Here is a 24,256-nt window from a genome sequence, read left to right as displayed (position 1 = left end):
GGGCGGTGCTCTGTTACTCTCACTCGTCGGCGTGGAGCCCGTCCCCGAGCCATCGCCAGTAGAGACCGATGCTGAAGGCGAGCAGGATGACCGCGATGCCGACGATGCGGAGCAGTGGACCAGCAGTGCCCCGCAGAAACAGACGGGAGACACTCACGCCGATGAGGAGGGCGACAACGAAGACTGCCAGCAGGAGCATTACAGTCGCCGTCTGGAAGCTAGGAGACATCGTTATGAATACAGGCTACTGAGCGCGACTGATCCAGCGGTGCGTGGCATAGTAGAGCATATGTCATGGACGGTTACGAGCGTACCGGTCGCACTGGCGGCTGGACCAGTGACTGCGAGCCGAGGTGAAGGGTCGACACGCAGTTCGTCGTGGGGAGGACTCGAAGAGCACCACTCAGAGACCCTGATCACAGCCAGGTCGCCGATAGCTCTCCGGGGAGAGACCACTGGCAAGACGAGAATCGGTCGAAAACGTCCGGAGGAGAAGGGTTGGATGGCAATAGTCACAGGACGTTGGCACTGTAGTCGGGACACGTGGGCGCTGGTATCGCATCGTCCTGCGACACCACATTCTTAGAGCCAAGTGAAGCAAGCCCGGCGTCCGTTCTCACGGCCCGAGAGTTCGTGCAACTATGATGTCTAGCTCGCCAAGAGGTCACCAATATCACACGTACCAGTACCGCACTCTCGTAGTCACATCGGCCTGCCACCGGAGTCTACCCGGAAGAAGAACAACGAGGTACGTAGTATTCAGTGTTGGTTGCCAGACAGCCGTTGTTCTCGTACGGATATTTGGCTCGGATGGCCGTGGTGAATCGCCACACGCGGCGTAATTTCACTGTTATACTGCCTGCTTGACAGTATAGACGACACATCGAGACGAATTTACTGACAAAGATCTGTTTGAATAGGTAGTTATATCTGCCATTATTGAATAACTGCTGTGATATATCGCACATTCTCTTAAAAATCCTTATCGCTTCGCCTATTCAATTGTGATGAAACGACAGGTTCCCCTGTGAGGTCGGCAGCAATCCAGAGGACGATCCATGACACCACTACTAGCACTTCAGCCGAATACAGACCGTATGACTGCCCACGCTCATTCTCGAACGAGTACGCTGTTGGAGGGATTGCATGCTCGGTGAGCAGACGCCACACGTCGCCGACCGCGAAGCCCACGTCGTTGGCGGTGGTATCGCCGGCCTGGCAGCCGCGGCGTTCCTGATTCGCGATGGAGATATGCCTGGCGAAAACGTTCATGTCTACGAGAAACTCGACGTCTTCGGTGGGGCGATGGACGGTGCAGGCAACCCCGACGAAGGGTACGTTATCCGCGGCGGACGCATGTTCAACTTCCCCGCCTACGAATGTACCTGGGACCTCTTCCGAACGATCCCTTCGCTCGAGGACTCCAGCATCTCGGTCAAAGAAGAGATAAACGAGTTCAACGAGATCCACGAGTCATATGCGCAGACCCGGCTGGTCGAGAATGGCACCCGTCTCGATGCCTCACAGTACGAACTGAAGATGCACCACCGGATCTCACTGGTTCGACTTCTACTGACACCCGAGGAACGACTCGGGGACACCCGGGTCGAAGAGTGGTTCGACGACGACTTCTTCGAGACGAACTTCTGGTACATGTGGGCGACGATCTTCGCCTTCCAGCCGTGGCACAGCGTCGCTGAAGTCCGCCGGTACATATATCGTTTCCTTCACGTGTTCCCCGGTCTACACACCTTGGAAGATATCGACCGGACCAGGTACGACCAGTATCATTCGATGATCCTGCCGCTTCGGCGCTGGCTCGAAACCCGTGACGTGGACTTCCAGCAGGACCGTCGCGTGACCGATATGGACATCGTGACGTCGCGAGCAGGGCGGACTGTCGAGCGGCTCCACTACGAGACCGGAGACGGCACCGAGAGCGTCGCGGTCGAACCCACGGACCTGGTCTTTTTCACCAACGGTTCGATGACCGATGGCTCGGATCTCGGGGCATGGGACGAAGCACCCGAAACGAACGAGACCGGAGCGTCCTGGGAGTTGTGGCGGTCGATCGCCGAGGACAACACCGGGTTCGGCGATCCCGAGGTCTTCGCGGGTAACGTTCAGGAGACCAAGTGGGAGTCCTTTACCGTCACGTTGCACAACACTGATCTATTCGATCACATCGTCGAATTCACCGACGAGGAGCCGGGCAACGGGCTGGTGACCTACGTCGACTCGTCCTGGCTTCTGTCCACTGTCGTCGCAGCCCAGCCGCACTTCCCGAACCAGCCTGACGACGTGAAGATCTTCTGGGGGTACGCCCTGTTCACCGACCAAGAGGGCGATTACGTCGAAAAGAAAATGTCCGAATGTACCGGACGAGAGATCCTCGAAGAGCTCTGTTACCACCTGCAGTGTGTGGATCGCCTGCCGGAGATCCTGGAGGACGTGGACTGCGTGCCGTGCATGATGCCGTTCATTACGGCCCACTTCCAGCCCCGGACGCCCGGCGACCGGCCGCAGGTCGTCCCCGATAGCTCGCACAATCTCGCATTCATCGGGCAGTACGCCGAACTCCGACGCGACGTCGTGTTCACCGTCGAGTACTCGGTGCGGACGGCGATGACCGCCGTCTATGACCTGCTCGACCTCGATGAGGAGATTCCACCCGTGAGCAAGCACTACCGCAAGCCGGGCGTGCTCGCAGATGCAGTGAGCGCCTCGTTCGATTGACTGGCAACGGCTGTGCTGTTGCCAGTCATGCCATCTTGCACGCTCGATAGTGGCTTTGCGGTCTTACGTCCTTTTCACGGTGTTTATCGCGTAATTGCATCCAGTCGTAGCCTTTGTCGGCGGCGAGGCTGGTCAGGTTGCCTGCCGCTACGCAGACGACCTCACCAGCCGAGCTGTGTGTCGTGGGTTTTCTCGGTCGTACAGTGAACGTCAAGAATGACTTGACTCTCTGTGTCGACGAGCGTGGTCGCTTTGAGTGTCTGAACGCGATAATTCGTCCGGCGGCAGTAGTGCTTGCTCGCGTTCTCGCGATCGAAAAACGTGGCGTCGATGGCGGCGTGACCCGATAGCTCGTGCAACTCCGACGGGAGTCGAAGCAGAACTCGCCAGACTTTTATCTCAAATCTAGCAGGCGTCTTCACTGACGGCAACTGATCGGGGAGAGTTCCCGCTTCAAGGCCGATCTCCCCGAGAACATGCGGCATCTCACTCAACAGATCGAGTGGGTTGCAGTACGTTTCATCACAGTACACCCGCAGACAGTGCAGCGATACGAGAGCGTAGTCGGTGACGTCGCCGCCCAAAGGGGTGGCGACTTCGCCTCTGCCATCAACGACATTGTTAGCTAACGTTACCGCTTTGCTCGTGAAGTGGTCGATTTTCGATATAGGGCGTCGCCAATTTCCTGCTGCATCTTCCAGGTTCTATCGGGCGAAACCGACGCTATCTAGTGATTCACAGGAGTCGAACCTAGATGTTCTGGTGGTCGGAATCGAGCGTAATCGAACGCAAGATCAGAACCATTCCGAGAGAGACGAGTATCGCCTGAACGAGCGCGGCTGAAAACATCGACGTGTCGAGCGCGGTAAGAATGAGCCCTTCGCAAATCGCCCCAACCCCGATGAACACGAATCCCACTGAGACGTAAAACATCGGCGAGCTTTCGCTTCGTCGGTACGCATAGAACGCGAGATAGGCGACCGAAAGGCTGAGCAGCAACGCGATCAGCTTTATGAGGATAATTGGGATGCTGATCATACGTTATCACGAATGTTCTCCCAGAGCGTGGTGAAATTATCGGCGAGTTCGTCACGTGTCTCGACCGAGAGTTCGAGCTCACCGTCCGAAATCGAGACGTGGAGCGATTCGATCGTCGTCTCGAACAGTTGCTTGTGTTCGCCACCGGACCCGATGGTCGAATGCACCGCGATGAAATCGTGTTCTCGCAACGTGGAAATCCGCCGGTAGATCGTCGCCAACGACGCATCACATCGCTGGCTCAGGTCCTTCGCCGTGCGCGGTTCCTCGTCAGCGGCGAGCAAAATCTCCCGTGAATAGTCGTCCGCGAACAGCTGAAAGAGGGCCGCAGAGTCGCCGACGTCACCTGTCGTCATGTGTCCACATACTGAGTTCGTCTGCAAAGAAGCGACGGTTCGACACGACCGCGATTGAGGGAGCATACAGCTTTACCGATCTCGAGGCTGTGAGTGGATCAGCCCGGCTTTTCTACGAACGAGCAAACAGCCGATTCCCTTTATCTCCCATGCACTGAAACGACGGGCACGGATGCGATCTCCATCGAGACATCATCTCAAAGCAGTGCTCGTCGGGACAGGCGCGTTCGTCCTCTTTGGTGTCGTGACTGGCCTCATCCCGAACCCACTGTACATTCGGCGAGTGCCACGAACGCCACTGGATTATCTCTTTCTCACGCTCACGTCCGCATTCCTGGGTGTGTACACCTACCAGCGAACGAGCGCCCAGCGCAGCGATGATCGAACAGCGACTGCGAGTGCCGTCCTGGGCTTTCTGGCATTCGGCTGCCCGATCTGCAATGCGTTCCTCCTCGCTCTGTTTAGCAGCTCCGCTCTGATGACGTATTTTGACCCGTTACGGCCGCTGCTCGGCGCCGTGAGTGTCGTTTTCTTTGCGGGACTCCTCTATGTCCGGTCACGGAGTTCGTGTGACACCTGTACAATTGAAACACAGGACCAACAATCGCACTAGCAGTAAATAAACGATGACTGACGCTTCTCCAGACGCGACCGACGAGGCGAGGTCGAGGGGACGATGGTCGCTCCTCGGACTCGGTGGGACAGTAAGTCTCTGCTGTCTCGTTGCGGCACCGGCAACGACGGGTGCTGTCGGGACTGCAGTCGCCGGTGGGACGACGGCAGCACTCGGTGGCGGCCTCGTCCGCGTCCTCGTTTCGGCAGTGACGGTCGGTATCATCGGTATGGCTCTTCAGATGTGGACGTCCTCCCCGTCATGTAAGCGGTGACCTCCCACCCTGGTCGGTGACTTCTGTAGCGACGTAGCAACGTAGCCCGCCCCGCCTCGCGTTAACACACCTGAGCCCTAGCGCGTCCGATGGCAAATCTCCGGAATAGTCAATATAGCTTCTTTGCTGGGACTGCAAAACGCCAGCCGATATTTGTTCGGGTCGTGGCAAGCCCGAACCATGGATCGTCGAACCTATCTCCGGTCGGTCGCCGCGACCGGGACCACTGTCAGCATCGCGGGGTGTCTTGGCGTATTTGATGACTCCGGGTCCGAGAAGACGGTGCTCGGCCCGCCAGAACTGGATCTGAGTGAGGCATCGCATCCGAGTTATGGCGACGAGATGCCGGCGTTCACTGTTCCCGATCCGATTGCAGATGAGGAGATATCAACCGCAGACTGCGAGGGGAAAGCCATCCTCTGGACGTCGTTCTACACGAACTGTCCTGACGGCGTCTGTCCGGCCCTCATTCTCCGCCTCCGTCGAGCGCAGGAAGTCGCAGCTGCGGAGGGATATGGCGACGACGCCGCCTTTCTGGCGCTCACCTTCGACCCCGAGCGTGACACGACTGATGTCCTCCGGGAATACGCCGGCCAACAGGGCGTCGATCTAGACGCTGGCAACTGGCATTTCCTCCGACCGGAGAGCTACGAGGCGGGCCAGGAACTGTTAGACGAGCACTTCGGGCTCGTCATCGAGAAGAAACCCGCCGACGACCTCGAGAACCTGGAGTACCAGTTTCCCCACTACGGGCTGATCCTCCTCGTTAACAAGCGCGGGATCGTCGAGCGAGCCTACCCAAACGGGGCGACGGTCGACGTCGAGCGGGTCGAGGACGACTTCACGCAGGTGGTCTCGGCATGAAGCGTCGGCACCTCCTCGCCGGACTCGGGAGTGCCGGTGTACTTGGCGGCGCTAGCCTCGTTGCAACCGGTGCGATTCCCGACGCGCTCGACGGCGGGACTGACACGCCGGAGCCAGTCGAACCGACGACGCTCGAGACGATCGAAGCGCCGGGAAGCCGCGACGGCGAGGTGACGATCCCCGCCGACGATCGGGCCACGTTCGTCGACTTCTTCGGGACGTGGTGTGCGCCCTGTGTCGAGCAGATGCCGGCGCTCGGCGAGGCCGAAGACCGGCTCGGCGACGAGGTGCTGTTCGTCTCCGTGACGACCGAAGACGTTGGGGGCTCGCTGACCGAGGAGACAGTCGTCGACTGGTGGCGCGAAAACGACGGCGACTGGCTGGTTGCGGCAGACGTGACCGCCGAGCTCGCGGCGAAACTCAACGTAGGAGCGTACCCGACTGCCGTTGCAATCGATGCGACCGCTCGGATCCAGTGGTCCGAACCGGGTGTCCACACCGCCGACGAGATCGTGGCGGGTATCGAGACGGCGCTCGACGCATGATCAGCGAGACGCTCGTGACAACTGTCACGTTCGCCCTCACAGCGGGGGTCGCGACCTTCTTTTCGCCGTGTGCGTACCCGCTCCTGCCGGGCTACGTTGGGTTCTACGTGAACTCCGTCGACACCGAGAGCGCCTCCGTTACTGGCGCAGGGATCCGCGGCGTAGCAGCCGCAATCGGGGTGCTTGCGACGTTTTCCCTTCTGGGCGGTGCAGCAGCGTGGCTGGGGCACGAAACGCTGTCAGACGTCACCATCTTCGACACTGTCGTCGGCGGACTCCTCGTCGTCTTCGGGCTGCTTGTTGCGCTCGGCCGCGCTCCGTCTCTGTCGCTCTCGCTGCCACAGCGGCGTTCGAGCGTTGCCGGTTTCGGTCTGTTCGGTGCGGGGTACGCGCTGGCCGGTGCTGGCTGTGTCGCGCCGATCTTTCTGGCTGTCGTTGCTCGCGCCATCACCCTTCCGACCGAGGCAGCGGTGCTCGTTCTGGGGGTCTACGCCGGTGTCGTCGCTGTGCTGATGGCGGCGACGACCGTCGCAACTGGGGTCGGTATCGTCAGCAACGCCAATCGCGTGCTGACGCACGCCGGCTGGGTAAAGCGGCTCGCCGGTGTGGTCATGGTGATTGCTGGCGGCGGCCAGTTGTACCTTTCACTTGTCGTCTACTGATCTCTGATCGACACTCCGGTGCTGGGAGCTCCCCTGGGCAGAGTCGAACCGGCCAACGAGGCGAGCACGCCCCTGCTCGCGTCCCGCGTCGCTGCTGCAGGAATCGCAACACGCGACTCTCGTTTCTGTTGCGACGGGCGGCTGTCTTTCCGACGGTTTCGCAGCTGAACGTGTCGCTTCGTGCCGGACTGTCGGCTCCGGGAGGGAAACCGGTCCATTGCCTCAGTCGTCTCCCTCGTCGTGCCGCTCCAACAGAATGCCCTCGAGGGACTGCTGCACCGGCTCGCTGTACATTCATTTGCCGATAATGTGTCGGGTAATTGGATTGCCTCGATGAGCGTCCCTCGAGAAACGCCCGTCGGGTGTCCCTCGAGTAGGGCCTCGAGCGCTGTGACACTCTTCGGTGGTTCGAGAAAGAGATAACTGGTCACGCGGACCTCCGTCATCCGTTCGTCGTCGGTGACGACGATCTCGAGAAGCGTTCCATTCGGGACTTTCAGTGTAGCACTATCGTGTATCAGTCCGAAAAACGTGTGAATAGTGCTACCGCGCCGAAAGACTAGAACGCGTCGTCTTCGACCGTGATGTCGGCGTGTAGGTCCTCGCGAAGCGCCGCGTGTACGTGACAGATCTCTTCGCCGAGGGCGGCGAGTTCCTCGGGATCGTCGACGTCAGCTTCGACTTTCAACGTGAACTCGATGGCCTCGAGATCGTCCTCGTCGTCGAGTGTGGCCGATGCGTCGATCTCTAACTGACCAAGATCGTCGTAGCCGGCTTTTTGCGCACCGACTCGGACGGCCGGGAGGAAACACGACGCGTAGTCGGCGACGAGCACCGCGACCGGATTCGGACCCGTCTCTTCCATCGGATCGATGGCGAGTGCGAAGTCGCCGATGACGCTCTGTGTGTCGAAGCCGTCGTCGCTAGTCGTCGTCAGGGAGATGTCGTCCATGTCTATATTGTACAACATCCACTATTCAGCAAAAGGCCTTGTGAATCGATCGGATATAAATACGGTATCGAAACGAGCGGACAGCGGTCCCGTATCGGCGTCTGCCGACAGGGCCCTCAGCGCGTGTGGATCGCTTCGTCGCGAGCGTCGGCGGCGGCTTCCATGATCGCCTCCGACAGCGTTGGGTGCGTGTGGACCGTTCCGGCGAGCGTCGAGAGATCGGCACTGACCTCGAGTGCGAGCGCGATCTCGCCGATCAGTTCGGAGGCGTTCGGGGCGACAATCTGGGCGCCGAGGACACGTTCTGTTGCCGCATCGGCGACGACGCGAACGAACCCATCAGTCGCTTCGACGGTTAGCGCCCGGCCGTTGGCCTGGAGAGGCATCCGTCCGACGACTGGATCGTAGCCGGCGTCGGCAGCTTCGTCGCGTGTCAGCCCGGCCGTCGCGACCTCGGGGTCGGTGAACACCGCGGCTGGCATCACCTCGTGGTCGAGTGCGGCCGGCTGGCCGGCGATCGCGGCCGCGGCGATCTCACCCTCGTAGCTGGCCTTGTGTGCGAGCATCGGTTCGCCGGCAATGTCGCCGATGGCGAAGACGTGATCGCGGACCGTCCGTCCCTGTGCGTCGGTCGGCACGAATCCGTCTTCGTCGAGTTCGATGCCGAGCGCCTCGAGGTTGGCAGTGTCGGTCGCCGGTTCACGCCCGGCGACGACCAACGCGGCGTCGGCGGCGAGTTGCGCCGTCGCGCCGTCTTCGTCCTCGGTCGTCACGAGGACGCCGTCGTCGGCTGGCTCCCAGTCGGCGGCGCGCTCTCCGAACCGGAACTCGACGCCGTACTCGACGGCCTGCTCGCGGACGACCCGTGAGATGTCGTCGTCGTACATCGGCAGGACGTCGTCGAACATCTCGACGGCAGTGACGTCTGTACCCAGTTTCGCGAAGGCTGTTGACAGCTCCATGCCGATGTAGCCCGCGCCGATGACGACTAGCTCGTCTGGCCGGGTGGACAACTCGAGTGCGTCACTTGAGTCGAGAAGGTATTCGCCGTCAGGTTCGAATCCCGGGATCTCGATGGGGCGGCTCCCGGTGGCGACGATCGCGTACTCGAACGAGAGGGTGGCCTCCCCGTCGTCGGTTGAGATGCGGGCGCGGTGGTCGTCGACGAACGCCGCGTGGCCGTCCACGAGCGTGACGCCGGCTGCGCGACACAGGCTCTCGACGCCGCCGGTCAGCTGATCGACCACACTGTCTTTCCAGTCGGTCAGTCGGTCGACGTCGATGCTGATCTCGGCGGAGATTCCCAGATGCTCCGCAGTCGTCGCTTCGTGGGCCACGTCTGCCCCGTGGATGAGTGCCTTCGACGGGATACAGCCGTCGTTGAGGCAAGTGCCTCCGTAGGCGTCCTTCTCGACGAGCGTGACCTCGAGCCCGAGCTGGGCGGCGCGGATGGCCGCGACGTAGCCACCGGGACCAGCCCCGATAACGAGTACTTCGGTCGACGCGGGAACGCCATCTGCGGTGTTCGCGGACGCTTTTGACGGTCCCGTGGACCCGGTCCCCTCCTCGATGCGGGTGACAGCCGGGGTCACGCCCTCAGCCGACTCGTGCGCGTCGTTTTCCTCGTCCGGCGTCTCGAGTCGCGTTACAGCCGGAGTGAGGTCATCGGCATCCGCGTCATCGGAGGTGTCGTCTGGGACTGTCCCGTCGGTATCAAAACGCAGGACGACTTCGCCGACGGAGATGGTATCGTCGAGGTCAGCGACGACTTCGGTAACGGTGCCATCGACCGGTGCCGACACCTCGATGACGGACTTGTCGGTTTCGACTTCAGCGACGAGATCGCCTTCGGTAACGACGTCACCCGGTTCGACGTGACAGGCGACGAACGTCCCCTCATCTGCGTCGTTTCCAAGCTCCGGGAGCTCGAACTCGTAGGTCATCAACCCTGACTCAGTTCTCGCATCTAATATTGTCTTTGATCTGCAATACTAACGGGAAACGGTAGCATGTGATTCCGTTTAACTGGCCGGAGATGCGAAGACATAGCGTCAAAAAGATGGCAATTGATTCAAGTACAGTAATGTATTTCTAAGCCTATATTAAACAACACCAGACAACTGAACTGTCGAGAGTACCGGACTACTTCCGGTCACAATTTGATTCGGCATCTACTGTTCACGACGGGGGGAGGTCACGTCTGCATCGGCCGAGCTGTGAACAGTGAGTAGTCGAGATCGTCGTGTTCTATCAGGGCGAGCGCGTCTTTCGAGAGTGGCGACCCATCCGTTGGTATGAGCATTTCCCGTGCCATAGCAGATGGTTGGGTCAGAACAGTGGTTGAGGTCACCAAACGCAGGTACATCGACAAATTTGATATTTAAATGGCGTGTATCAGTCCAATCTTGCGGCTGGTGGAACGATTGTTCCCGTCGCAATTGCCGTCTGCCGCTCGCGACGCTTTGAGAGATCCTTTCCAACCGAGCCTGTGACTCTCTGAGCCTGGCTGCTCGTCCCGTTGGCGGACAACCGACATGCGGGGAGCTGCACTTCAGCAGGCAACGCTGGCCAAGTGCCTCACACGCAGAATATGGCCCATTCATCGGCTCAGTGATAGCTACGTCGATGTGGCAGATGTGTTATACATACACAATTACGCCGTATTGGCTGGTGGCTGGAGACGTCCGCCGAGGCGCGATCGCCCGGTGACTGATGCGCTGATTCAAGAAGCGGGGCTGTACCGAGGGCACGCAGAGGGACGAGAAATGAGGCGAAGACGTGTTTCCAGCCACCGCAGTCGTGAATTGCCCGGTGCGATCGGACTGCACGTTGTGGGAACGGGCGCAACTATTAATAATATACAGAGTATAGTTATTAACGTACAATAGTGACCGGGAACAACCTTCACTCAGGCGCGGGGTATCAGCAGCACGACAAACAAGCATGGCTGCTTGGTGGTCTCGGAGTAGCTGTGCTACTCGTCTTCTCAGTCGGTGGGGCGTTGGCAGGCGTGAACTGGAAACTCATCGCGGTTTCGTGGACGGCGTTCGCGGCGATGGCGGTCGGTGCCCCGCTCGGCGCTCGGGCGGTATCGACTGACCACCCACTGGAACCCGTCTGGGGCTACGGGCTCGCCAGCGGTGCGATGGTGACCAGCGCGGCGCTTTTCCTCGTGCCCCAGGCACTCGGCCAACACACTCGGCTCGGGAGTCTCGGGATCGCACTCGGGTTTCTCGGCGGGTACGTCGGTCACACCGTCAGCCACCGTTTCACCCACCTCGAACTCCCGATCGATCACACGGCGTCCGAGCTGACGGTCCACGCACTCTCTGCAGGGGCCATCATCGGGGCGATTTACACCGCGATGCCGTCGTTGACGTCGATCCTCGGCATCGCTCTGGTCTCACACAAAGCGCCGGCCGGCTACGCGGCAGCGCGACGGCTGGCGGCGAGGGGTCGATCCGTCGTCACGCTCCTGTTGCCAGCGGCTGCAGTCGGGCTCGTCGCTCTCCCCGTCGGTATCGTTGGGTTCTCGCCGGCGAGCGGACTGCGAGGGTTGCTGTTTGGCATCGCAGCAGGGGTGTTCCTGCACGTCGCCGTGGACCTCCTCCCCGAATGCACCACCGGCAGTGACACCTGTCCCGTCGACGCGTCGGACCATTCGGGTGACGTCCACCAACTCCAAGACCGCCTCCGGACGCACGCAGCCGTGAGCGCTCTCGTCGGCGGTGCAGCGGTCGCTGCGGCCTGGGCGCTCGTTATCTGAGGGAGCCCGATGTGCCATCAGCGGCCGGGACGAACTCGCCTCGTGCGAGCCGAACTTGTGTCTTCCACTCTGCCTACCCTCCAGCGCCAGACTCGTGGCGTTTGCCGACTGCGTCTCTGTCCGGCGTTGGTCGCTGTCGCGCGACTGCCCGAGAGAGTTCTCTGCAGTCGTTTCTGCACGTGATGAAAAGCGAGGGAGGAACTCAGTTGCTGTCTCCGGTGTCGGTGCTGAGAGTGCCGTATTCGCCCACCAGAGACAAAATAACAATACACCAATAATTGATGTTGTGTAGTTGTCTCGGTCAGACAAGTACACAACACAACATGGCGGAGGTAGTATTACAGGCAGGAATGAACCGCATACCGCTATATAGAATCAGGGCGGCCCGATTATCCATGGAGAATCAAACCAGCCCATCACGAGCATCACTAAGAGGGCCCAGATCAGGAGAACCATCAGCCCAGCCTGGAGAATTCGTCTTTCGCCAGTTCCCTCAGCGAGGAGACTACCAGGGTACCAGTACGGCCGCCGTTCCCGCGAGCGTATTTGTTTCCCTAAGCGAAGCCGATGCTGACAGTTCGCGTAGTTCACTGGAGTCCACTGCAGTGAATGAGAGGTACGATCACTCGCCGTAATTCGATGGAACCCGATCGATAGTGCAGGCCTCTTGCGCGCGCGGAATAACAACTATCAGTTCGGCGCTAGAGGCTGACGGGATGACTGTTCGCTACACGATATTTTTTGCTAGCCCGATCCGCCACACCGATTACGAAAGAATCGAGCCGTCACAACGACGTGGTTCACTATCAGTTCTGAGGGTCGTATCGAGTCCGACGGACCCCGAAGTGAGGGATCGCCTAGTCCTCGAGAGGAGCACAGAAGCACTGCGGGTGTGCTCTTCAGAAGCCGATCGAGACGCCAGCTCACCCAAGCATCTAAGACGTGTGCCTAAGTTAGATATCTAACTTAGATATAGTCCGTGTTTCCTGAGGAAGACCTCGGGAAGAGAGACGTCCCGAGCAGGGGATAGCGTCCGCTGTTACTGGTGAGACAACATTCAGATCAGACGGGGATTCAGCTCGTGTGTACGTTGCCGACAAGCGTATCGTTTCCCTGGAGAGAATAGTTACTTCGTTTGCTCACTACCAGAGATAGCGATCTTTGTAACCAAACTAATGCATGTAAGTCATTTAACCACCCCATACGACAAACATAGATACCAAACACAGACAGCAAACATGCATAGGTTACTATTATATCATACTCACACATCTACGGTACACATATATATTATTAACACAACACATATTTCCAACTTATAAATTTATCTTATGTCCCTATCTAAGATGTGTTAGTTAGATTTCTGAGTTAGATTAGTGTGGTAGAAAACACAGCCATATTACTCACTTAGATATATATCGAACGTCACTTGTCTGACGAAGTTACTTATCTCCCCCAGACATATGCGTGAGTATGCTGGCGTACACTGTTTACAGTGAAGCAGGGGGCGTCGGGAAAACGACGCTCGCCGCAAACCTGGCAAAGGCGGAGGCACGTGCCGGCCGCGACGTGTTGGTAATCGATCTCGACACACAGGAAGCGTCCCTTTCGCATCTCCTCGACGTCGCTGATGACCGCGGGAACGATCAGGCGGATAGCCTGTTACGTCACATGATCGATCGACCGCGGGGACCGTTCGAGGACCTCATCAAAACGAGCGAGGGGATCGATATCGTCCCGGCCCACAACATCCTCGAATACGCCTCGAAACACCTGCGGCGTCGCGAGGAGGAAGCAGCTGATTTCGGCGAGTCGTTCAACCCGAACAAGCAACTGCTCCGAGTGCTTCGGGAAGCCGGCGTCCAGGACATGTACGATACCCTGATTATCGACCCCCCGGCGACGGCAGACATCAAGCTCCATAATGCGATCCATGCGACGCGGCACCTGGTGATCCCGTTCGAACCATCGGGCAAAGGCTATGAATCCGTCCAGGGACTCGACCAACTCGTCAGTGGGCTCGAAAATAATCTCGGTATCGAGGTCGGTGTGCTCGCAGTCGTCCCGAATCGCTACAAAGGAATGAACGATCAGGACCGGTTCCTCGAAGAACTCCAGAGAGACGGGTGGGATATCCCGATCACCCTCCGCGAGCGCAGTTCCCTCCTCGAGGGGTGCTGGGCAGAACAGTGTACAGCGTTCACGTACGTTGACGAGCACCGCGAAAGGGAGCGCGATCACGAATTAGAGACGCTCGAAAAATTCGACCAACTCGCCGAGTACATTCGAGCACCGACGGAGGTCGAAGCATGAAACAAGGGTCAGCTGACGATCCATTCGCCAGCGAACCATCGGAAGAGTCCCCGACGACGTCGTCGACTGAGACAGCGTCGAACTCAGAGCCGACGACCGTCACGGAAGAGCCCACAGAAACCACAGGACAGGCCGAAGCTGAAACCACAACGACGACGACAGACGACAGACCCACGACCAATCAGCCGCTGCCCTGGATCTATCACCGGGAAAACGCCAGGGACGGTCGGGAAAAAACGAAGCAATTGCACCTTCAACAGTCTACCGCACAACAAGAGAGCGCATTCCGTTCTGAAGTCGAGGAGAACGTCGGGGAAAGTGTCGAGTTGACTGACCTCCGCGAAGCCGCAATTCTGGTTGCGATGAACCACCCCAGCGAGGTTGCGGATCAACTCCGGGAGTGGGGCTACGATTACCAGTGACGCCGTTCTCCCGGTGATTCTCGAACGAGCTAGGTGCGGCCACCGCGGCGAAGGAAAGGGCCCTCGTTTCATATAGCCACATGCAGTTTACGAGTGGGGCCGAATCCATCGTCGACTGAACCATTGCAATGTCACTGATGGCAAAATCAGCAGTCTACGCCCAGTCAGCTTCGGATTCCATCGACGGACACAGTCTGTGGGAGCTGTAGTAATCAGTGGTCCCATTACGAGTGACTGACTCGAAACGTGTCACAACCGGTACCATCTGAAGGGATTATCCCGCTTGACCACCGAGAGGTCTCCATGCAGTGGTTCAATCGGCCAACGACCGTATCCGGGAGTGCGGATGTGAGAGCCCGCTACCGAAGCCGAAGGGAGAAGAGGGCGTGACTGACGACCCGCACCCGTCCGAACACCTCTCACCGCTCGCCACGCTCGTCGACGAAGTACTCGCGAATGTCGGTTACGACATGGCAGCTGCTACCGACGGTATCGACGACGCGGTCCCCGGCTACGGCGGCCTGTTCGATCCCGCGACCACCCAGAGCGAGTTACGTCGCGCACTCGAACGGCTGCTGGCGTCGGGGGTCACCCAGCCATCGATCCCCGAGCCGACGGACGGACCCTTCGTCCTGTACGTCGACGGCAGTTCACGGGGCAACCCCGGCCCCGCAGGTGCGGGCGCTGTCATCATGGACGCTGGGGAGAACGAACTCGCCCGTCTCGGCCGCCCCGTCGGCTCCCGGACGGGGAACAACACCGCAGAGTACGTCGCCCTCCAGCTAGGTCTCTCCGAACTCCTGGCCCGCTACGAGCCACAGCGTCTGGAGGTGCGTATCGACTCGATGACGGTCATCCGAGACATCTGGGGCGGCAATGACCCAACGGAACAAGGCGTCGAAACGTACAGCGAGGCCGTCACGGCGGCGCTGTCGAGCATCCCGAACCACCAGTACACGCATCTAGCGGACAGTGACCCGAACCCCGCCGACGCGCTCGCGACAGTAGGTGCGGATATCGCGGCGCTCGGACCTGGGTAGTGGTGTCACGCCGGTTGAGCTACCGACTCTGTTGAAACCCTCAGAATCTTCGGGAGGAATCGCGTGCTAACTGGCACCTCGATAACGGTACGACGATTCTGACAGCAACTGGTCTGTTTATGACGCAGATCGCGACGCGAGGTGATCGACAGGGGTTGGTTCCTCTACTCCCTATGTAAACTCATTGTTGTATTGAAACTGGTGGCCCGGCTTTAAGTGTATCATAGGCAAACAACCTCGAACAATGAGAGCACCACAGGAATACGAGATCGCTGCCCTCGACTTCTCTGGCACCGAGTATACCGTCGAACAGACAGGGACGGACAAGAACTTTCGCCCCGAATACGAAGCCAGGGACGTCACTGGCGAGACGCTCTTTCACTGCACCCACCAGATGTACGAGAGCAACGATAGGTTCCCCTTCGTCGACGACGACGGAACTGAACTGTTCACTGTCGAGGCCAGCGGCAAGTGGGACATCGCCGGCGACTATCTGCTCACAGATAGCCAGACCGGAGAGGAACTCGTCATTTTGGACAACGACTTTTCGCTCTTCCAGGACACCTGGCGCATCCGTGACGCCGAAGACGAGTCGCTCCTGGCCGAAATCAGTTCACGTGGCGCACTCTACACCGTCGCTCGAAAGCTCCTGCCAGTGGGCCAGTGGATCGGACACAAGTTCGAGGTGACCGATGCCGAGGGCAACTCAGTGGGGACCATCGAGAGCGGGTTCGCCGTGTTTGACAAGTACGAAATCACGATCAGCGATCGCAGTTCGGTCCCACTCGCTCCGATCGTGGCGGGAACAGTTGTTATCGATGGAATACAGGGGAATTGACATCGAACGAAGTATCCCCAGACGGTCGATTGGCGCAGCCATCCCCAGATTGTTTCGTAGAGAACTCAACGGGCCGATCTCGGATTGATTGCTGAGCAAACACTGACCTTCCCACGATCACTGGGACCGATCCAGGTGCTGTCAGAAGGAGTGGAACAACGGTACTGAAGGTGTGAACTACTCCGGCTTCGTCGCCTGCTCGTGCCTCGTTTCCCGCGTACGACCGATTGCTGCTCCGAGGACGAACCCGATCGCGATGCCGAGGGGGATATTCTCCATCGCTGTACCAACGCCAGCACCGAGAGCGAGTCCGAGTCCGACGCCAGTTGCGGTTGCCCGGTCCCTTCCAGATGATTCGGACACGTACCAGTTCAGCTGGGAGAGATAGAAAGGCGTGCCTGTGTCTCGCACTCGGAGATCAATTGACCGAAGTGCGGTGAATCATCACGCGCGGAAGATCTGTCCGCCTACGTCCTGGAGGAGGATAATCCCTTCTCCACCAGAGACAGACTCTGTGTCGGAGAGTTCCCGCGTCGATATCGACCATTGGTCTAGGGATGCCTCCTGAGCAGAGGCTTCAGTCGCGACGCGACAGTTGAGCGAAACCGTTTCACCGTCGTGTACAGTACCAGTGAACGATGAACGAGGTTCTGCAGCGGTTCAAGCGTCCGCTCTTGTATCTAATGGGACCGCTGTACGTCGTCGCAGGCGTGTTGCATTTCGTCGTGCCGGAGTTGTACGTCCAGATCGTGCCTCCGGTTTTGCCGGCAGCGCTGGCACTCGTCTATCTATCCGGCGTCGCTGAAGTCGCTGTGGGTATCGGCCTCTTGATTCCGCGCACGCGACGGTATGCAGCGTGGGCGACGGTCGCGTTACTCGTCGCCATCTTCCCGGCCAACGTCTACATGGCGACCAGTGGTGTCGTCATCGAGGGGCTACCCGGTGGCGGCGACCCCTCCGCCCTCGTTCGGTGGGGGCGCCTCCCCCTTCAGGGCGTGTTGCTCCTCTGGGCACTCTGGTATACCCGGCCTCCGAGGGAAGCAGACCACAGCTAACCGGACCCAGACCGGTCGGGACGCAGTTTATTCCGGGACCGAGCGGTCGTCGTGTCGTATCTGGAAGCGGTCGAAGCCGTCACGGAGTGCGAGCCAGACGGCGAGTGCGATCCCGAGCAGCAACACGCCGTCACCGAGGGGTACCAGAATCGGACCGGCCGGATCCCAGAGGTCGACCGGTCTGTACGGGGGGAGCAGGGCCGGCGCGATTCGGACGAGTGCGCCGACACCGAAGACGACAGCGAGACCTTTCAGCACGCCACGAAGCGTCGGCTCCGGGCCGGTAACGAACAAGACGGCCAGCATGAATGCCGTCTCGACCACCCACTCGATCGGGGCTTCGTTGGCGGGAGTACCCCCTGCAGAAACGGTCACCGGGAAGGGAGCGCCGGCTGGCTGCACGAGGAGGTCCTGGACGAATGCTGTCACCACAGCCCCGGTCACAGCGAGCAGGCCCGCGACCGATGCCGCGACGGCGGCACGGCCCACGTCGAGGTCCATCGCGATCTCGGTGTCGGTGAGGACGGCGAGCAGCGGGTGTGCTGGCGCTTCGAGCGTAATGAACTCGTACCCGCCACCGAAGGCGATCCAGTACGCCACCGCGATGCCGAGAAAGCGGCTCACCTGGACCAGCGGCTCGGCGGCCACCCGTGGTGTGAGGGGAACCATCGGTGTAACGAGTCGCTGTACGACAGCGAGGGAGAGATGCCCGAGGTAGATGAGCGCCACACCGCCCACGAGTGTCCGTCGCGTAACGCCGCGGCCGACGACGAAGACCACGGCCAGGAGGACCGGCGCATACCACACGAACGACGATCCCCAACTACCCACCACGACGAACAGGAACTGCCCGGTCGCAGGGAGGCTACTCGCGAGCGCTGCCTGAAGCACTGTGAACGCGAGGAAGGTGCCGGAGACGAACAGTGCCGACAGAAGTGCACTGGCGACCCCACGGCGGAGGGCAAGGCGGGAGTGCATCACACAGAGCTACCTATTCGTACTGGGATATACCTTCTGCCTAGCCAACACGATTGCAGGACCAGCCGCTTCCTGTCGTGTCTTCGTGCGACAGTATTCACAAACTTACGGTGACAGTTGAGAGTCCGCCCGCCACCGTGATGGGGTTTGTGTCATCGGGTGTCCGCTTCCTCCCCGACCTCGAGGGTCGGGGCATCGGCCTCGCATCGCCTATGGATTCAGTCACACAGTCGTCTCAGAAATCGTGCGATAACCCCTAACAGAGTTGGGGCCGAACCATCTGCTATGGCACGGGAAGTGTTACTACCGACTGACGGATCGCCACTCTCGCAAGCGGCACTCGAACATGCCATCGCCACGTTTCCGGATGGAAACATTACGCTCCTTTACGTCGTCGACGCTCGCTTCACTACCCCGGACGACGACGAGTTGCGACCTGAACGGCAGTTTCCCGAGTTGCTCGAGATCGCTGACCGTCACGATGTCGAGGTAGCAACCGAGATCCGCGTTGGTCATCCGGCGCGTGAGATTGTGACCGTTAGCGAGGAAACCGACGTCGACGAGATCATGATGGGAAGCCACGGCAGATCGGGGACGTCACGAATCCTGTTGGGAAGTATCGCCGAGCGCGTCCTGCGGCGAGCGCCCGTCCCCGTCACGATCGTACGCCCCCAGCAACGGATGGGCGACAGGCACCATCTCGTCCCCATCGACGGCTCAGAACAATCGCGAAAAGCGCTCGAATACGCCGTCTCGGTCTTTCCGGAGGTCGAAACGACAGTCGTCCACGCGATCGACCCACTAGAGACACACTTCGGCGACGGAGAGTTCGTCCACACCGAAGCAGAGTACGAGCAAATCGAAGCACAAGCAGAGCAGGTACTCGCAGACGCAGCGGCGCTCGCTGCAGAGTACGACGTCAACGTCACGACGACGACACTCACCGAATCGAGACCGAATCTACCAGCGGAGGCGATCCTGGACTACGTCGAAGACAGCGACATCGACCACGTGATTATGGGGAGCCATGGCCGGTCTGGGACATCGAGGATTCTCCTCGGAAGTGTCGCCGAAACCGTTGCGAGACGGGCGGCTGCCCCCGTGACAGTCGTCCGCTAGTGGATGCGGACTTCACCTCTTCGACCGTCAGGACGACTCGTATGTGTTCTTCGATACCGACGTGAGAGTTCTCCGGTCGATCAACAGTAGGAAGACTTCGCCGGGGTGGACAGCCCTCACGTACTGGGGAGTTTTTCGGCTAGTTGGACCGACCGGTAACGCCACCAACCGAAGCTCGGTGCCTATAATTATTAGCAGCAGATCCAAACCAGATAATGAAATCCAGGTTTAACTTGTGAGTCTGAGACCAACCAGAGAGCAATGAGTGTCGTGGTACATGCCCTTGCAGTTGGAGGCCTCCTCGGAGGCGCGTACGGCATGTGGTTGGCCCGTCAAAACTATCGTACGCTCCGGCAGATGGGGAACGCGGAAACCACCCCAACGCGCGAGGTGCGGCCAAACACTGCCGTTGAGGTGTCGGGGACAGTCTCGGCAGCCGCCGAGACGATTCCATCGCCTGTCACGGGCACGGAGGCAGTCTGCTGTGCGTGGCAGGTTGAGACGTGGGATGAGGCCACGAAATACAACATGTGGCGGCCAACAGCGATCGGTGTCACGAGCGTGCCGTTCGCGATCGAAGACGAATATGGACAGCTGCGCGTCGCTCCCGGGACACACGCACACGAGTTTCCCAACAGTTCGTTCGATCTCGTCGGGCAACTCAAAGTACTGGGAGAGCTACCCCAGACAACTCAGGGTTCAGTCGGGGCTGGCTACGTGGACGAAGAGCTCTCGGTGGAGATGCAACAGTGGGACGCCGCAGTTGAAGTCGGAGCTGAGGAATCACCGCCGGCTTCGATTCAGCGATTCGTGGACGAAACAGCGGCGGTACAACCCGCAACAGGCTCACCGCTCACGAACCTCGTCGATATCGGCAGACAGCACGGAAGCCGTCGGTACCGAGAAGCGCTATTGACACCGGGAGAGGCGTGTTACATACTGGGTATGGCCAACGAAAACGGAGTCCTCACGCCAGACACGGGGAAACTCTGGGTTGGACGCGGGACAGAAGAGGGCCTCGTTGCGAGCAAGCGAAAGCATCTTTTGCGGAATGGCGCTGTCGGTATCGGGGGGTCGCTGCTCGGACTCGGTGCCACAGCACTGCTCCTTTGAGAGACGACCACCGTTCAGAGTGCAGCCCGCTGGATTACTCGTCTCCAGGCCGACGTACGCGATGGCTTTGACCTCAATTCGTCGCTTCGGGCGGCGTGTCACGAGTGCGACGAACGTGCGCGTCATTTAGTATTATCGACATAACGCACTCGCTGTGACTGTCCACCGCCCGGAGGCAGGTAAGCGGGCGGTTGTTTCCGGCTTTCCAGACTTTATCCGACTCGGTCCCCACCAATCTATCGTATGTCCGATACAATGCAGGCAGCGGTCGTTCCGGAACCGGGTGCCGAGTTCGAGATCGTCGAGCGCGAGATCCCCGACCCGGAGCCAGGGGAGGTCCGGGTCGCGGTCGAGGCCTGTGGGATCTGTCACAGCGACGCGTTCGTGAAATCGGGCGGCTATCCCGGGCTCTCGTACCCGCGGATTCCCGGCCACGAGATCGCGGGTCAGATCGATGCCGTCGGCGCGGACGTCGACGACTGGTCGGTGGGCGATCGCGTCGGCGTCGGCTGGCACGGTGGCCACTGTTTCACCTGTGAACCGTGTCGCCGTGGGGACTTCCTCCAGTGTGAGAACGGCGAGGTAACGGGCATCACCTACGACGGCGGGTACGCCGAGTACGCGACCGTGCCCGCGGAAGCCGTCGCGGCCGTGCCCGACGAACTGGACGCAGTCGACGCCGCACCGCTGTTGTGTGCCGGCGTGACGACGTACAACGCCCTGCGAAACAGCGACGCACGCCCGGGGGATCTCGTCGCCGTCCAGGGCGTCGGCGGACTCGGCCATCTCGGCATCCAGTACGCCCACGCGGCGGGCTTCGAGACCGTCGCGCTGTCGACCAGTGGCGACAAGGAATCGCTCGCCCGCGAACTGGGTGCCGACCACTTCGTCGACGTGACCGAGACTGACCCGGCCGAGCGGTTACAGGACCTGGGCGGGGCGTCGGTCGTCCTCGCGACTGCACCAGCTAGCGACGCCATCTCCTCGGTCGTCGGCGGCCTCGGGATCGATGGCTCGGTCGTCGTCGTCGGCGTTCCCGGGGAGCCGGTCTCGGTCGACGCCCAGCAACTCGTCGGGACGCGCGGCAGTGTCTCGGGGTGGGCGTCGGGTCACGCTCGCGATTCACAGGACACCCTCGAGTTCAGCTCGCTCCGCGACATCACGCCGGAAATCGAAACCTTCCCGCTCGACGAGGTCGAGACGGCCTACGACCGGATGATCGACAACGAGGCGCGGTTCAGAGTCGTGCTCGAACCCTGAGCCGTCTAGATCACCCTCGACCTCCGGACGCACGTGACTACGATACTGACGGTGAATGCCCGATTTCCGGCGTGTTCGGGTGGGACGTTTTTCGACCCTACCTAACCATTTAGACGCCACTTTCTTCCGGATATTTGTGGAGATTTCTCGTGATGTTTGACCTCACTGGATTCCAACGAGACATCTTGTACATCATCGCTGGCAAAGACGAACCCCATGGACTCGCCATCAAGGACGAACTCGAGAGCTACTACGAGGAAGAGATCCACCACGGGAGACTGTATCCCAATCTCGATGACCTCGTCGAAAGTGGTCTCGTCGAGAAGGGCAAAAAAGACCGCCGGACCAACATGTACTCACTCACGCAACAGGGGACGACAGAGGTCACCTCACGCCGCGAGTGGGAAGGCGACTACCTCAGCCACGTCGAAGTCCCCGCGTAGTAGCAGCCACCGGCGGTTTTTCGAGAGACGACCCGGCGCCCAGAGCCAGGTCTTCTCTTTCGAAGCAGGTGTCGGTCAGTCCTCCACGGCTGTGTCAGCCGTCTCACGCGATGGCTCGGGGCGTGATTCGGGGTGGGCAGGTGGGTCGTCGACGTCCGGTATCTGCCGTGGCAAGAACGTCGACGCGAGCAGTAAGACCAGCACGAACAGGACGAGCAGGAGGAGTGCCGCCCGTTGCGCGTCGAACATCGCGTTCTCAAAGATCCCCCTGAGTAGTTGCCGTTGTGCTGGCGGCAGGTGGGTCAGGAACTGTTGGCGCGTGGCTTCGGTCGCTGTCTCTGCGGCGTCTTCGAGGGCGATCACCAGGTCGTTTCGGTCCGCCGTCGAAACGGTCACGTGTTCTGCCCGGAGGACCCCGTCGACGACGCCCCCGTAGAAGTGGCCGAGGAAATACGAGCCGACGACCGCCGTCCCCATGGCGTAGCCGATCGAACTGCTGACGTTCAGGACGCCGGATGCCTCGGCAGAGTCCGCAGTCGGGACGGCCGACATCGTCATATTGGAGATCTGAGCCAGTATGAGCCCGACACCGGTCCCAACGAGCGCCACCGGGAGCGCCATCCTGGTGATCGTCTGAGTAGGCCCCGTCTGCTCGTACAATACCCCCAGACCGACGCCCATACACACGATACCGATCTGAATGAGCGTCCGTGGCGCGATGAACTTCCGCCAGCCGGTCGTAAACGCCGCGAACAGGACCGACGCGAGCGAATACGGCAACAACGCGAGCCCGGTTTCGAAGGCAGTGTACCCGAGGACGGCCTGGAGATAGACCGGGAAGATGAAAAAGAAGCCGGCCGAGACGATCGAGCGAAGGTTGTACGTGAGAACGCCAGAGAGGAACGCGCGGTTCGTCAGGACGTGCAGCGGAACGAGCGGCGACTGCCCCGCACGCTCCAGTCGCCGTTCGTACTGAATGAACGCCGCGAACGCGAGGAGGCCCACTCCGAGCAACCAGAGCGCCGGTGAGGTCCCGAACGGGTTGACCTGCCTCCCCCCGACGACGAACGGCTGCCGTGCGACGACCCACCCGTATTTGCCACTCACGAGGAATCCAGTGACGAGCGACGTCGACCCGACGATGGACAGCACCGTCCCGCCCGTATCCAGCGCGCTGGGCTGGTCCGACAGTGGGTGCGGCGTCACGTACCGAACGAAGACGAGAATGACCGCGACGCCGACGAGCTGGAGCGCAAAGCCCCACCGCCAACTCGCGTAGGTGGTTAATGCGCCACCGAGAATCGGGCCGAGCGTCGAGCCGAGCCCGCTGACGCCGGCCAGCAATCCGAACGCTGTCGCCCGAGCGTCGTCATCGTAACTGACTGTCAAGACAGTGAACGTCAGGGGAAACAACACAGCGGCCGCGGCACCCTCGATGACTGCCCAGCCGAGATAGAGGATCGCCGTATTCCAACTGATCGCCGCCACCAGCGTCCCACCGGCATAGAGGAGCAGTGCGATAGCCATGACACGCCTCGTATTCCGCCGCGACGGGAGCGTCCCGGCTGGGAGGATCAGCGCAGCGATCACCAGCGAGTAGAGGGCAACCGCCCCCTGAATCACGGTGATCGAGGTATCGAACTCCGCGACCATCGTGGGGATGGCCACGTTCATCAGGGATGCATTGATGACGATCAGAAACGTCGTCAGGCTCACGGCGATCGCTGGGGCCCAGTACTGGACGCGCGACTGCCCGTCCGGAGCGCGATGAGACCTCCCACTGGAAGTAGACTCATCTGGAGGCATACACCGGGTTACAACGTTGTTCCTCAAATAGCACCCTCGTCGGGCAGGTACACGCGCCTATAG

Annotated in this window: 24 protein-coding genes and 2 pseudogenes; 16 read left to right on the top strand and 10 right to left on the bottom strand. The window is 60.3% G+C overall.

Annotated features, from left to right (window positions below):
• Window positions 1–19: 19 nt before the first annotated feature.
• Window positions 20–229 carry a DUF8073 family membrane protein gene (locus ACFR9U_RS20595; protein ID WP_465262027.1) on the bottom strand — a complete coding sequence of 70 codons (210 nt, stop codon included), beginning with the start codon at window positions 227–229 and terminating at the stop codon, window positions 20–22.
• Between the two features lie 917 nt (window positions 230–1,146).
• On the opposite strand from ACFR9U_RS20595, the gene ACFR9U_RS20590 reads away from it, so the two are divergent.
• Window positions 1,147–2,736, top strand: a complete 1,590-nt coding sequence (locus ACFR9U_RS20590) for an oleate hydratase (RefSeq protein ID WP_247381195.1) — start codon at window positions 1,147–1,149, stop codon at window positions 2,734–2,736.
• A gap of 43 nt (window positions 2,737–2,779) precedes the next feature.
• Here ACFR9U_RS20590 and ACFR9U_RS20585 read toward each other — a convergent pair.
• The 3 genes and pseudogenes from ACFR9U_RS20585 to ACFR9U_RS20575 form a co-directional block, all read right to left on the bottom strand.
• A pseudogene (locus ACFR9U_RS20585) lies at window positions 2,780–3,404 on the bottom strand (transposase); the annotation flags it as partial.
• 82 nt (window positions 3,405–3,486) lie between these two features.
• A complete protein-coding gene (locus tag ACFR9U_RS20580; RefSeq protein WP_247381197.1) occupies window positions 3,487–3,774 on the bottom strand; it encodes a DUF7521 family protein in 288 nt (95 codons plus the stop codon).
• Complete coding sequence (locus tag ACFR9U_RS20575; RefSeq protein ID WP_247381199.1) at window positions 3,771–4,130, bottom strand: ArsR/SmtB family transcription factor; 360 nt, start codon at window positions 4,128–4,130, stop codon at window positions 3,771–3,773. Before ACFR9U_RS20575 ends, ACFR9U_RS20580 begins: the two co-directional genes overlap by 4 nt.
• Before the next feature lie 172 nt (window positions 4,131–4,302).
• Between ACFR9U_RS20575 and ACFR9U_RS20570 the strand changes: the two genes are divergently transcribed.
• From ACFR9U_RS20570 to ACFR9U_RS20550, 5 genes are all read left to right on the top strand, one after another.
• Window positions 4,303–4,743 (top strand): hypothetical protein, encoded by a 441-nt coding sequence (locus ACFR9U_RS20570; RefSeq protein ID WP_345893417.1) that lies wholly within the window; start codon window positions 4,303–4,305, stop codon window positions 4,741–4,743.
• A 13-nt stretch (window positions 4,744–4,756) separates the two neighbouring features.
• Complete coding sequence (locus tag ACFR9U_RS20565; protein WP_247381201.1) at window positions 4,757–5,017, top strand: hypothetical protein; 261 nt, start codon at window positions 4,757–4,759, stop codon at window positions 5,015–5,017.
• 180 nt (window positions 5,018–5,197) lie between these two features.
• Window positions 5,198–5,881 carry an SCO family protein gene (locus ACFR9U_RS20560; protein WP_247381203.1) on the top strand — a complete coding sequence of 228 codons (684 nt, stop codon included), beginning with the start codon at window positions 5,198–5,200 and terminating at the stop codon, window positions 5,879–5,881.
• On the top strand, window positions 5,878–6,426 hold the full coding sequence (locus ACFR9U_RS20555) for a TlpA family protein disulfide reductase (protein ID WP_247381206.1): 549 nt from the start codon (window positions 5,878–5,880) through the stop codon (window positions 6,424–6,426). The genes ACFR9U_RS20560 and ACFR9U_RS20555 overlap by 4 nt, the downstream gene beginning before the upstream one ends.
• Window positions 6,423–7,088, top strand: a complete 666-nt coding sequence (locus tag ACFR9U_RS20550; protein WP_247381208.1) for a cytochrome c biogenesis CcdA family protein — start codon at window positions 6,423–6,425, stop codon at window positions 7,086–7,088. Before ACFR9U_RS20555 ends, ACFR9U_RS20550 begins: the two co-directional genes overlap by 4 nt.
• Window positions 7,089–7,647: 559 nt before the next feature.
• Here ACFR9U_RS20550 and ACFR9U_RS20545 read toward each other — a convergent pair.
• From ACFR9U_RS20545 to ACFR9U_RS20535, 3 genes and pseudogenes are all read right to left on the bottom strand, one after another.
• Window positions 7,648–8,040, bottom strand: coding sequence for an OsmC family protein (locus tag ACFR9U_RS20545; RefSeq protein ID WP_247381210.1), 393 nt, complete (start codon window positions 8,038–8,040; stop codon window positions 7,648–7,650).
• Between the two features lie 116 nt (window positions 8,041–8,156).
• A complete protein-coding gene (gene lpdA / locus ACFR9U_RS20540) occupies window positions 8,157–9,611 on the bottom strand; it encodes a dihydrolipoyl dehydrogenase (protein WP_379815114.1) in 1,455 nt (484 codons plus the stop codon).
• A gap of 159 nt (window positions 9,612–9,770) precedes the next feature.
• Window positions 9,771–9,983 (bottom strand): annotated as a pseudogene (locus ACFR9U_RS20535) (biotin/lipoyl-containing protein); the annotation flags it as partial.
• A 1,112-nt stretch (window positions 9,984–11,095) separates the two neighbouring features.
• Here ACFR9U_RS20535 and ACFR9U_RS20530 point away from each other — a divergent pair.
• From ACFR9U_RS20530 to ACFR9U_RS20510, 5 genes are all read left to right on the top strand, one after another.
• Window positions 11,096–11,806: a ZIP family metal transporter gene (locus ACFR9U_RS20530; RefSeq protein ID WP_282594401.1), complete on the top strand. Its 711-nt coding sequence runs from the start codon at window positions 11,096–11,098 to the stop codon at window positions 11,804–11,806.
• A 1,473-nt stretch (window positions 11,807–13,279) separates the two neighbouring features.
• Window positions 13,280–14,119, top strand: coding sequence for a ParA family protein (locus ACFR9U_RS20525; protein WP_247381214.1), 840 nt, complete (start codon window positions 13,280–13,282; stop codon window positions 14,117–14,119).
• On the top strand, window positions 14,116–14,541 hold the full coding sequence (locus tag ACFR9U_RS20520) for a DUF7970 domain-containing protein (protein WP_247381216.1): 426 nt from the start codon (window positions 14,116–14,118) through the stop codon (window positions 14,539–14,541). Before ACFR9U_RS20525 ends, ACFR9U_RS20520 begins: the two co-directional genes overlap by 4 nt.
• Before the next feature lie 386 nt (window positions 14,542–14,927).
• A complete protein-coding gene (locus tag ACFR9U_RS20515; RefSeq protein WP_247381218.1) occupies window positions 14,928–15,581 on the top strand; it encodes a ribonuclease HI family protein in 654 nt (217 codons plus the stop codon).
• A 244-nt stretch (window positions 15,582–15,825) separates the two neighbouring features.
• On the top strand, window positions 15,826–16,419 hold the full coding sequence (locus ACFR9U_RS20510) for an LURP-one-related family protein (RefSeq protein WP_247381219.1): 594 nt from the start codon (window positions 15,826–15,828) through the stop codon (window positions 16,417–16,419).
• Window positions 16,420–16,596: 177 nt separating this feature from the next.
• On the opposite strand, the gene ACFR9U_RS21430 is transcribed toward ACFR9U_RS20510, so the two are convergent.
• Window positions 16,597–16,782, bottom strand: a complete 186-nt coding sequence (locus ACFR9U_RS21430) for a glycine zipper domain-containing protein (protein ID WP_465262026.1) — start codon at window positions 16,780–16,782, stop codon at window positions 16,597–16,599.
• Window positions 16,783–17,057: 275 nt separating this feature from the next.
• On the opposite strand from ACFR9U_RS21430, the gene ACFR9U_RS20505 reads away from it, so the two are divergent.
• Window positions 17,058–17,474: a DoxX family protein gene (locus ACFR9U_RS20505; RefSeq protein WP_247381220.1), complete on the top strand. Its 417-nt coding sequence runs from the start codon at window positions 17,058–17,060 to the stop codon at window positions 17,472–17,474.
• 27 nt (window positions 17,475–17,501) lie between these two features.
• Here the strand turns inward: ACFR9U_RS20505 and ACFR9U_RS20500 are convergent, their stop codons facing one another.
• Complete coding sequence (locus ACFR9U_RS20500; RefSeq protein WP_247381221.1) at window positions 17,502–18,452, bottom strand: hypothetical protein; 951 nt, start codon at window positions 18,450–18,452, stop codon at window positions 17,502–17,504.
• 285 nt (window positions 18,453–18,737) lie between these two features.
• Here ACFR9U_RS20500 and ACFR9U_RS20495 point away from each other — a divergent pair, with 285 nt between their 5' ends.
• The 4 genes from ACFR9U_RS20495 (at window position 18,738) to ACFR9U_RS20480 (ending at window position 22,387) form a co-directional block, all read left to right on the top strand.
• Window positions 18,738–19,571, top strand: coding sequence for a universal stress protein (locus ACFR9U_RS20495; protein ID WP_247381222.1), 834 nt, complete (start codon window positions 18,738–18,740; stop codon window positions 19,569–19,571).
• Between the two features lie 261 nt (window positions 19,572–19,832).
• Window positions 19,833–20,684 (top strand): hypothetical protein, encoded by an 852-nt coding sequence (locus ACFR9U_RS20490; RefSeq protein WP_247381223.1) that lies wholly within the window; start codon window positions 19,833–19,835, stop codon window positions 20,682–20,684.
• Window positions 20,685–20,939: 255 nt separating this feature from the next.
• On the top strand, window positions 20,940–21,944 hold the full coding sequence (locus ACFR9U_RS20485) for an alcohol dehydrogenase (protein WP_345893426.1): 1,005 nt from the start codon (window positions 20,940–20,942) through the stop codon (window positions 21,942–21,944).
• A 152-nt stretch (window positions 21,945–22,096) separates the two neighbouring features.
• Complete coding sequence (locus tag ACFR9U_RS20480) at window positions 22,097–22,387, top strand: PadR family transcriptional regulator (protein WP_247381225.1); 291 nt, start codon at window positions 22,097–22,099, stop codon at window positions 22,385–22,387.
• A gap of 75 nt (window positions 22,388–22,462) precedes the next feature.
• On the opposite strand, the gene ACFR9U_RS20475 is transcribed toward ACFR9U_RS20480, so the two are convergent.
• On the bottom strand, window positions 22,463–24,193 hold the full coding sequence (locus ACFR9U_RS20475; RefSeq protein ID WP_379815056.1) for an MFS transporter: 1,731 nt from the start codon (window positions 24,191–24,193) through the stop codon (window positions 22,463–22,465).
• Between the last annotated feature and the right edge of the window lie 63 nt (window positions 24,194–24,256).

Origin of the sequence: Halorientalis brevis (genome assembly GCF_042678165.1) — an archaeon.
Lineage (GTDB): Archaea > Halobacteriota > Halobacteria > Halobacteriales > Haloarculaceae > Halorientalis > Halorientalis brevis.
The sequence above is the reverse complement of the archived record's forward strand: the minus strand, read 5'-3'. Positions and strand labels throughout refer to the sequence as shown.

Bases quoted from the DNA above. Each gene is read 5' to 3' on its own strand.
- ACFR9U_RS20550 (WP_247381208.1), top strand. From the start codon at position 6,423: ATGATCAGCGAGACGCTCGTGACAACTGTCACGTTCGCCCTCACAGCG.
- ACFR9U_RS20505 (WP_247381220.1), top strand. From the start codon at position 17,058: ATGAACGAGGTTCTGCAGCGGTTCAAGCGTCCGCTCTTGTATCTAATG.
- ACFR9U_RS20590 (WP_247381195.1), top strand. From the start codon at position 1,147: ATGCTCGGTGAGCAGACGCCACACGTCGCCGACCGCGAAGCCCACGTC.
- ACFR9U_RS20500 (WP_247381221.1), bottom strand. From the start codon at position 18,452: ATGCACTCCCGCCTTGCCCTCCGCCGTGGGGTCGCCAGTGCACTTCTG.
- ACFR9U_RS20580 (WP_247381197.1), bottom strand. From the start codon at position 3,774: ATGATCAGCATCCCAATTATCCTCATAAAGCTGATCGCGTTGCTGCTC.
- ACFR9U_RS20570 (WP_345893417.1), top strand. From the start codon at position 4,303: ATGCGATCTCCATCGAGACATCATCTCAAAGCAGTGCTCGTCGGGACA.
- ACFR9U_RS20595 (WP_465262027.1), bottom strand. From the start codon at position 229: ATGTCTCCTAGCTTCCAGACGGCGACTGTAATGCTCCTGCTGGCAGTC.
- ACFR9U_RS20510 (WP_247381219.1), top strand. From the start codon at position 15,826: ATGAGAGCACCACAGGAATACGAGATCGCTGCCCTCGACTTCTCTGGC.
- ACFR9U_RS20475 (WP_379815056.1), bottom strand. From the start codon at position 24,193: ATGCCTCCAGATGAGTCTACTTCCAGTGGGAGGTCTCATCGCGCTCCG.
- ACFR9U_RS20495 (WP_247381222.1), top strand. From the start codon at position 18,738: ATGGCACGGGAAGTGTTACTACCGACTGACGGATCGCCACTCTCGCAA.
- ACFR9U_RS20565 (WP_247381201.1), top strand. From the start codon at position 4,757: ATGACTGACGCTTCTCCAGACGCGACCGACGAGGCGAGGTCGAGGGGA.
- ACFR9U_RS20520 (WP_247381216.1), top strand. From the start codon at position 14,116: ATGAAACAAGGGTCAGCTGACGATCCATTCGCCAGCGAACCATCGGAA.
- ACFR9U_RS20560 (WP_247381203.1), top strand. From the start codon at position 5,198: ATGGATCGTCGAACCTATCTCCGGTCGGTCGCCGCGACCGGGACCACT.
- ACFR9U_RS20485 (WP_345893426.1), top strand. From the start codon at position 20,940: ATGCAGGCAGCGGTCGTTCCGGAACCGGGTGCCGAGTTCGAGATCGTC.
- ACFR9U_RS20525 (WP_247381214.1), top strand. From the start codon at position 13,280: ATGCTGGCGTACACTGTTTACAGTGAAGCAGGGGGCGTCGGGAAAACG.
- ACFR9U_RS20545 (WP_247381210.1), bottom strand. From the start codon at position 8,040: ATGGACGACATCTCCCTGACGACGACTAGCGACGACGGCTTCGACACA.
- ACFR9U_RS20480 (WP_247381225.1), top strand. From the start codon at position 22,097: ATGTTTGACCTCACTGGATTCCAACGAGACATCTTGTACATCATCGCT.
- ACFR9U_RS20490 (WP_247381223.1), top strand. From the start codon at position 19,833: ATGAGTGTCGTGGTACATGCCCTTGCAGTTGGAGGCCTCCTCGGAGGC.
- ACFR9U_RS20555 (WP_247381206.1), top strand. From the start codon at position 5,878: ATGAAGCGTCGGCACCTCCTCGCCGGACTCGGGAGTGCCGGTGTACTT.
- ACFR9U_RS20530 (WP_282594401.1), top strand. From the start codon at position 11,096: ATGGCGGTCGGTGCCCCGCTCGGCGCTCGGGCGGTATCGACTGACCAC.
- ACFR9U_RS20575 (WP_247381199.1), bottom strand. From the start codon at position 4,130: ATGACGACAGGTGACGTCGGCGACTCTGCGGCCCTCTTTCAGCTGTTC.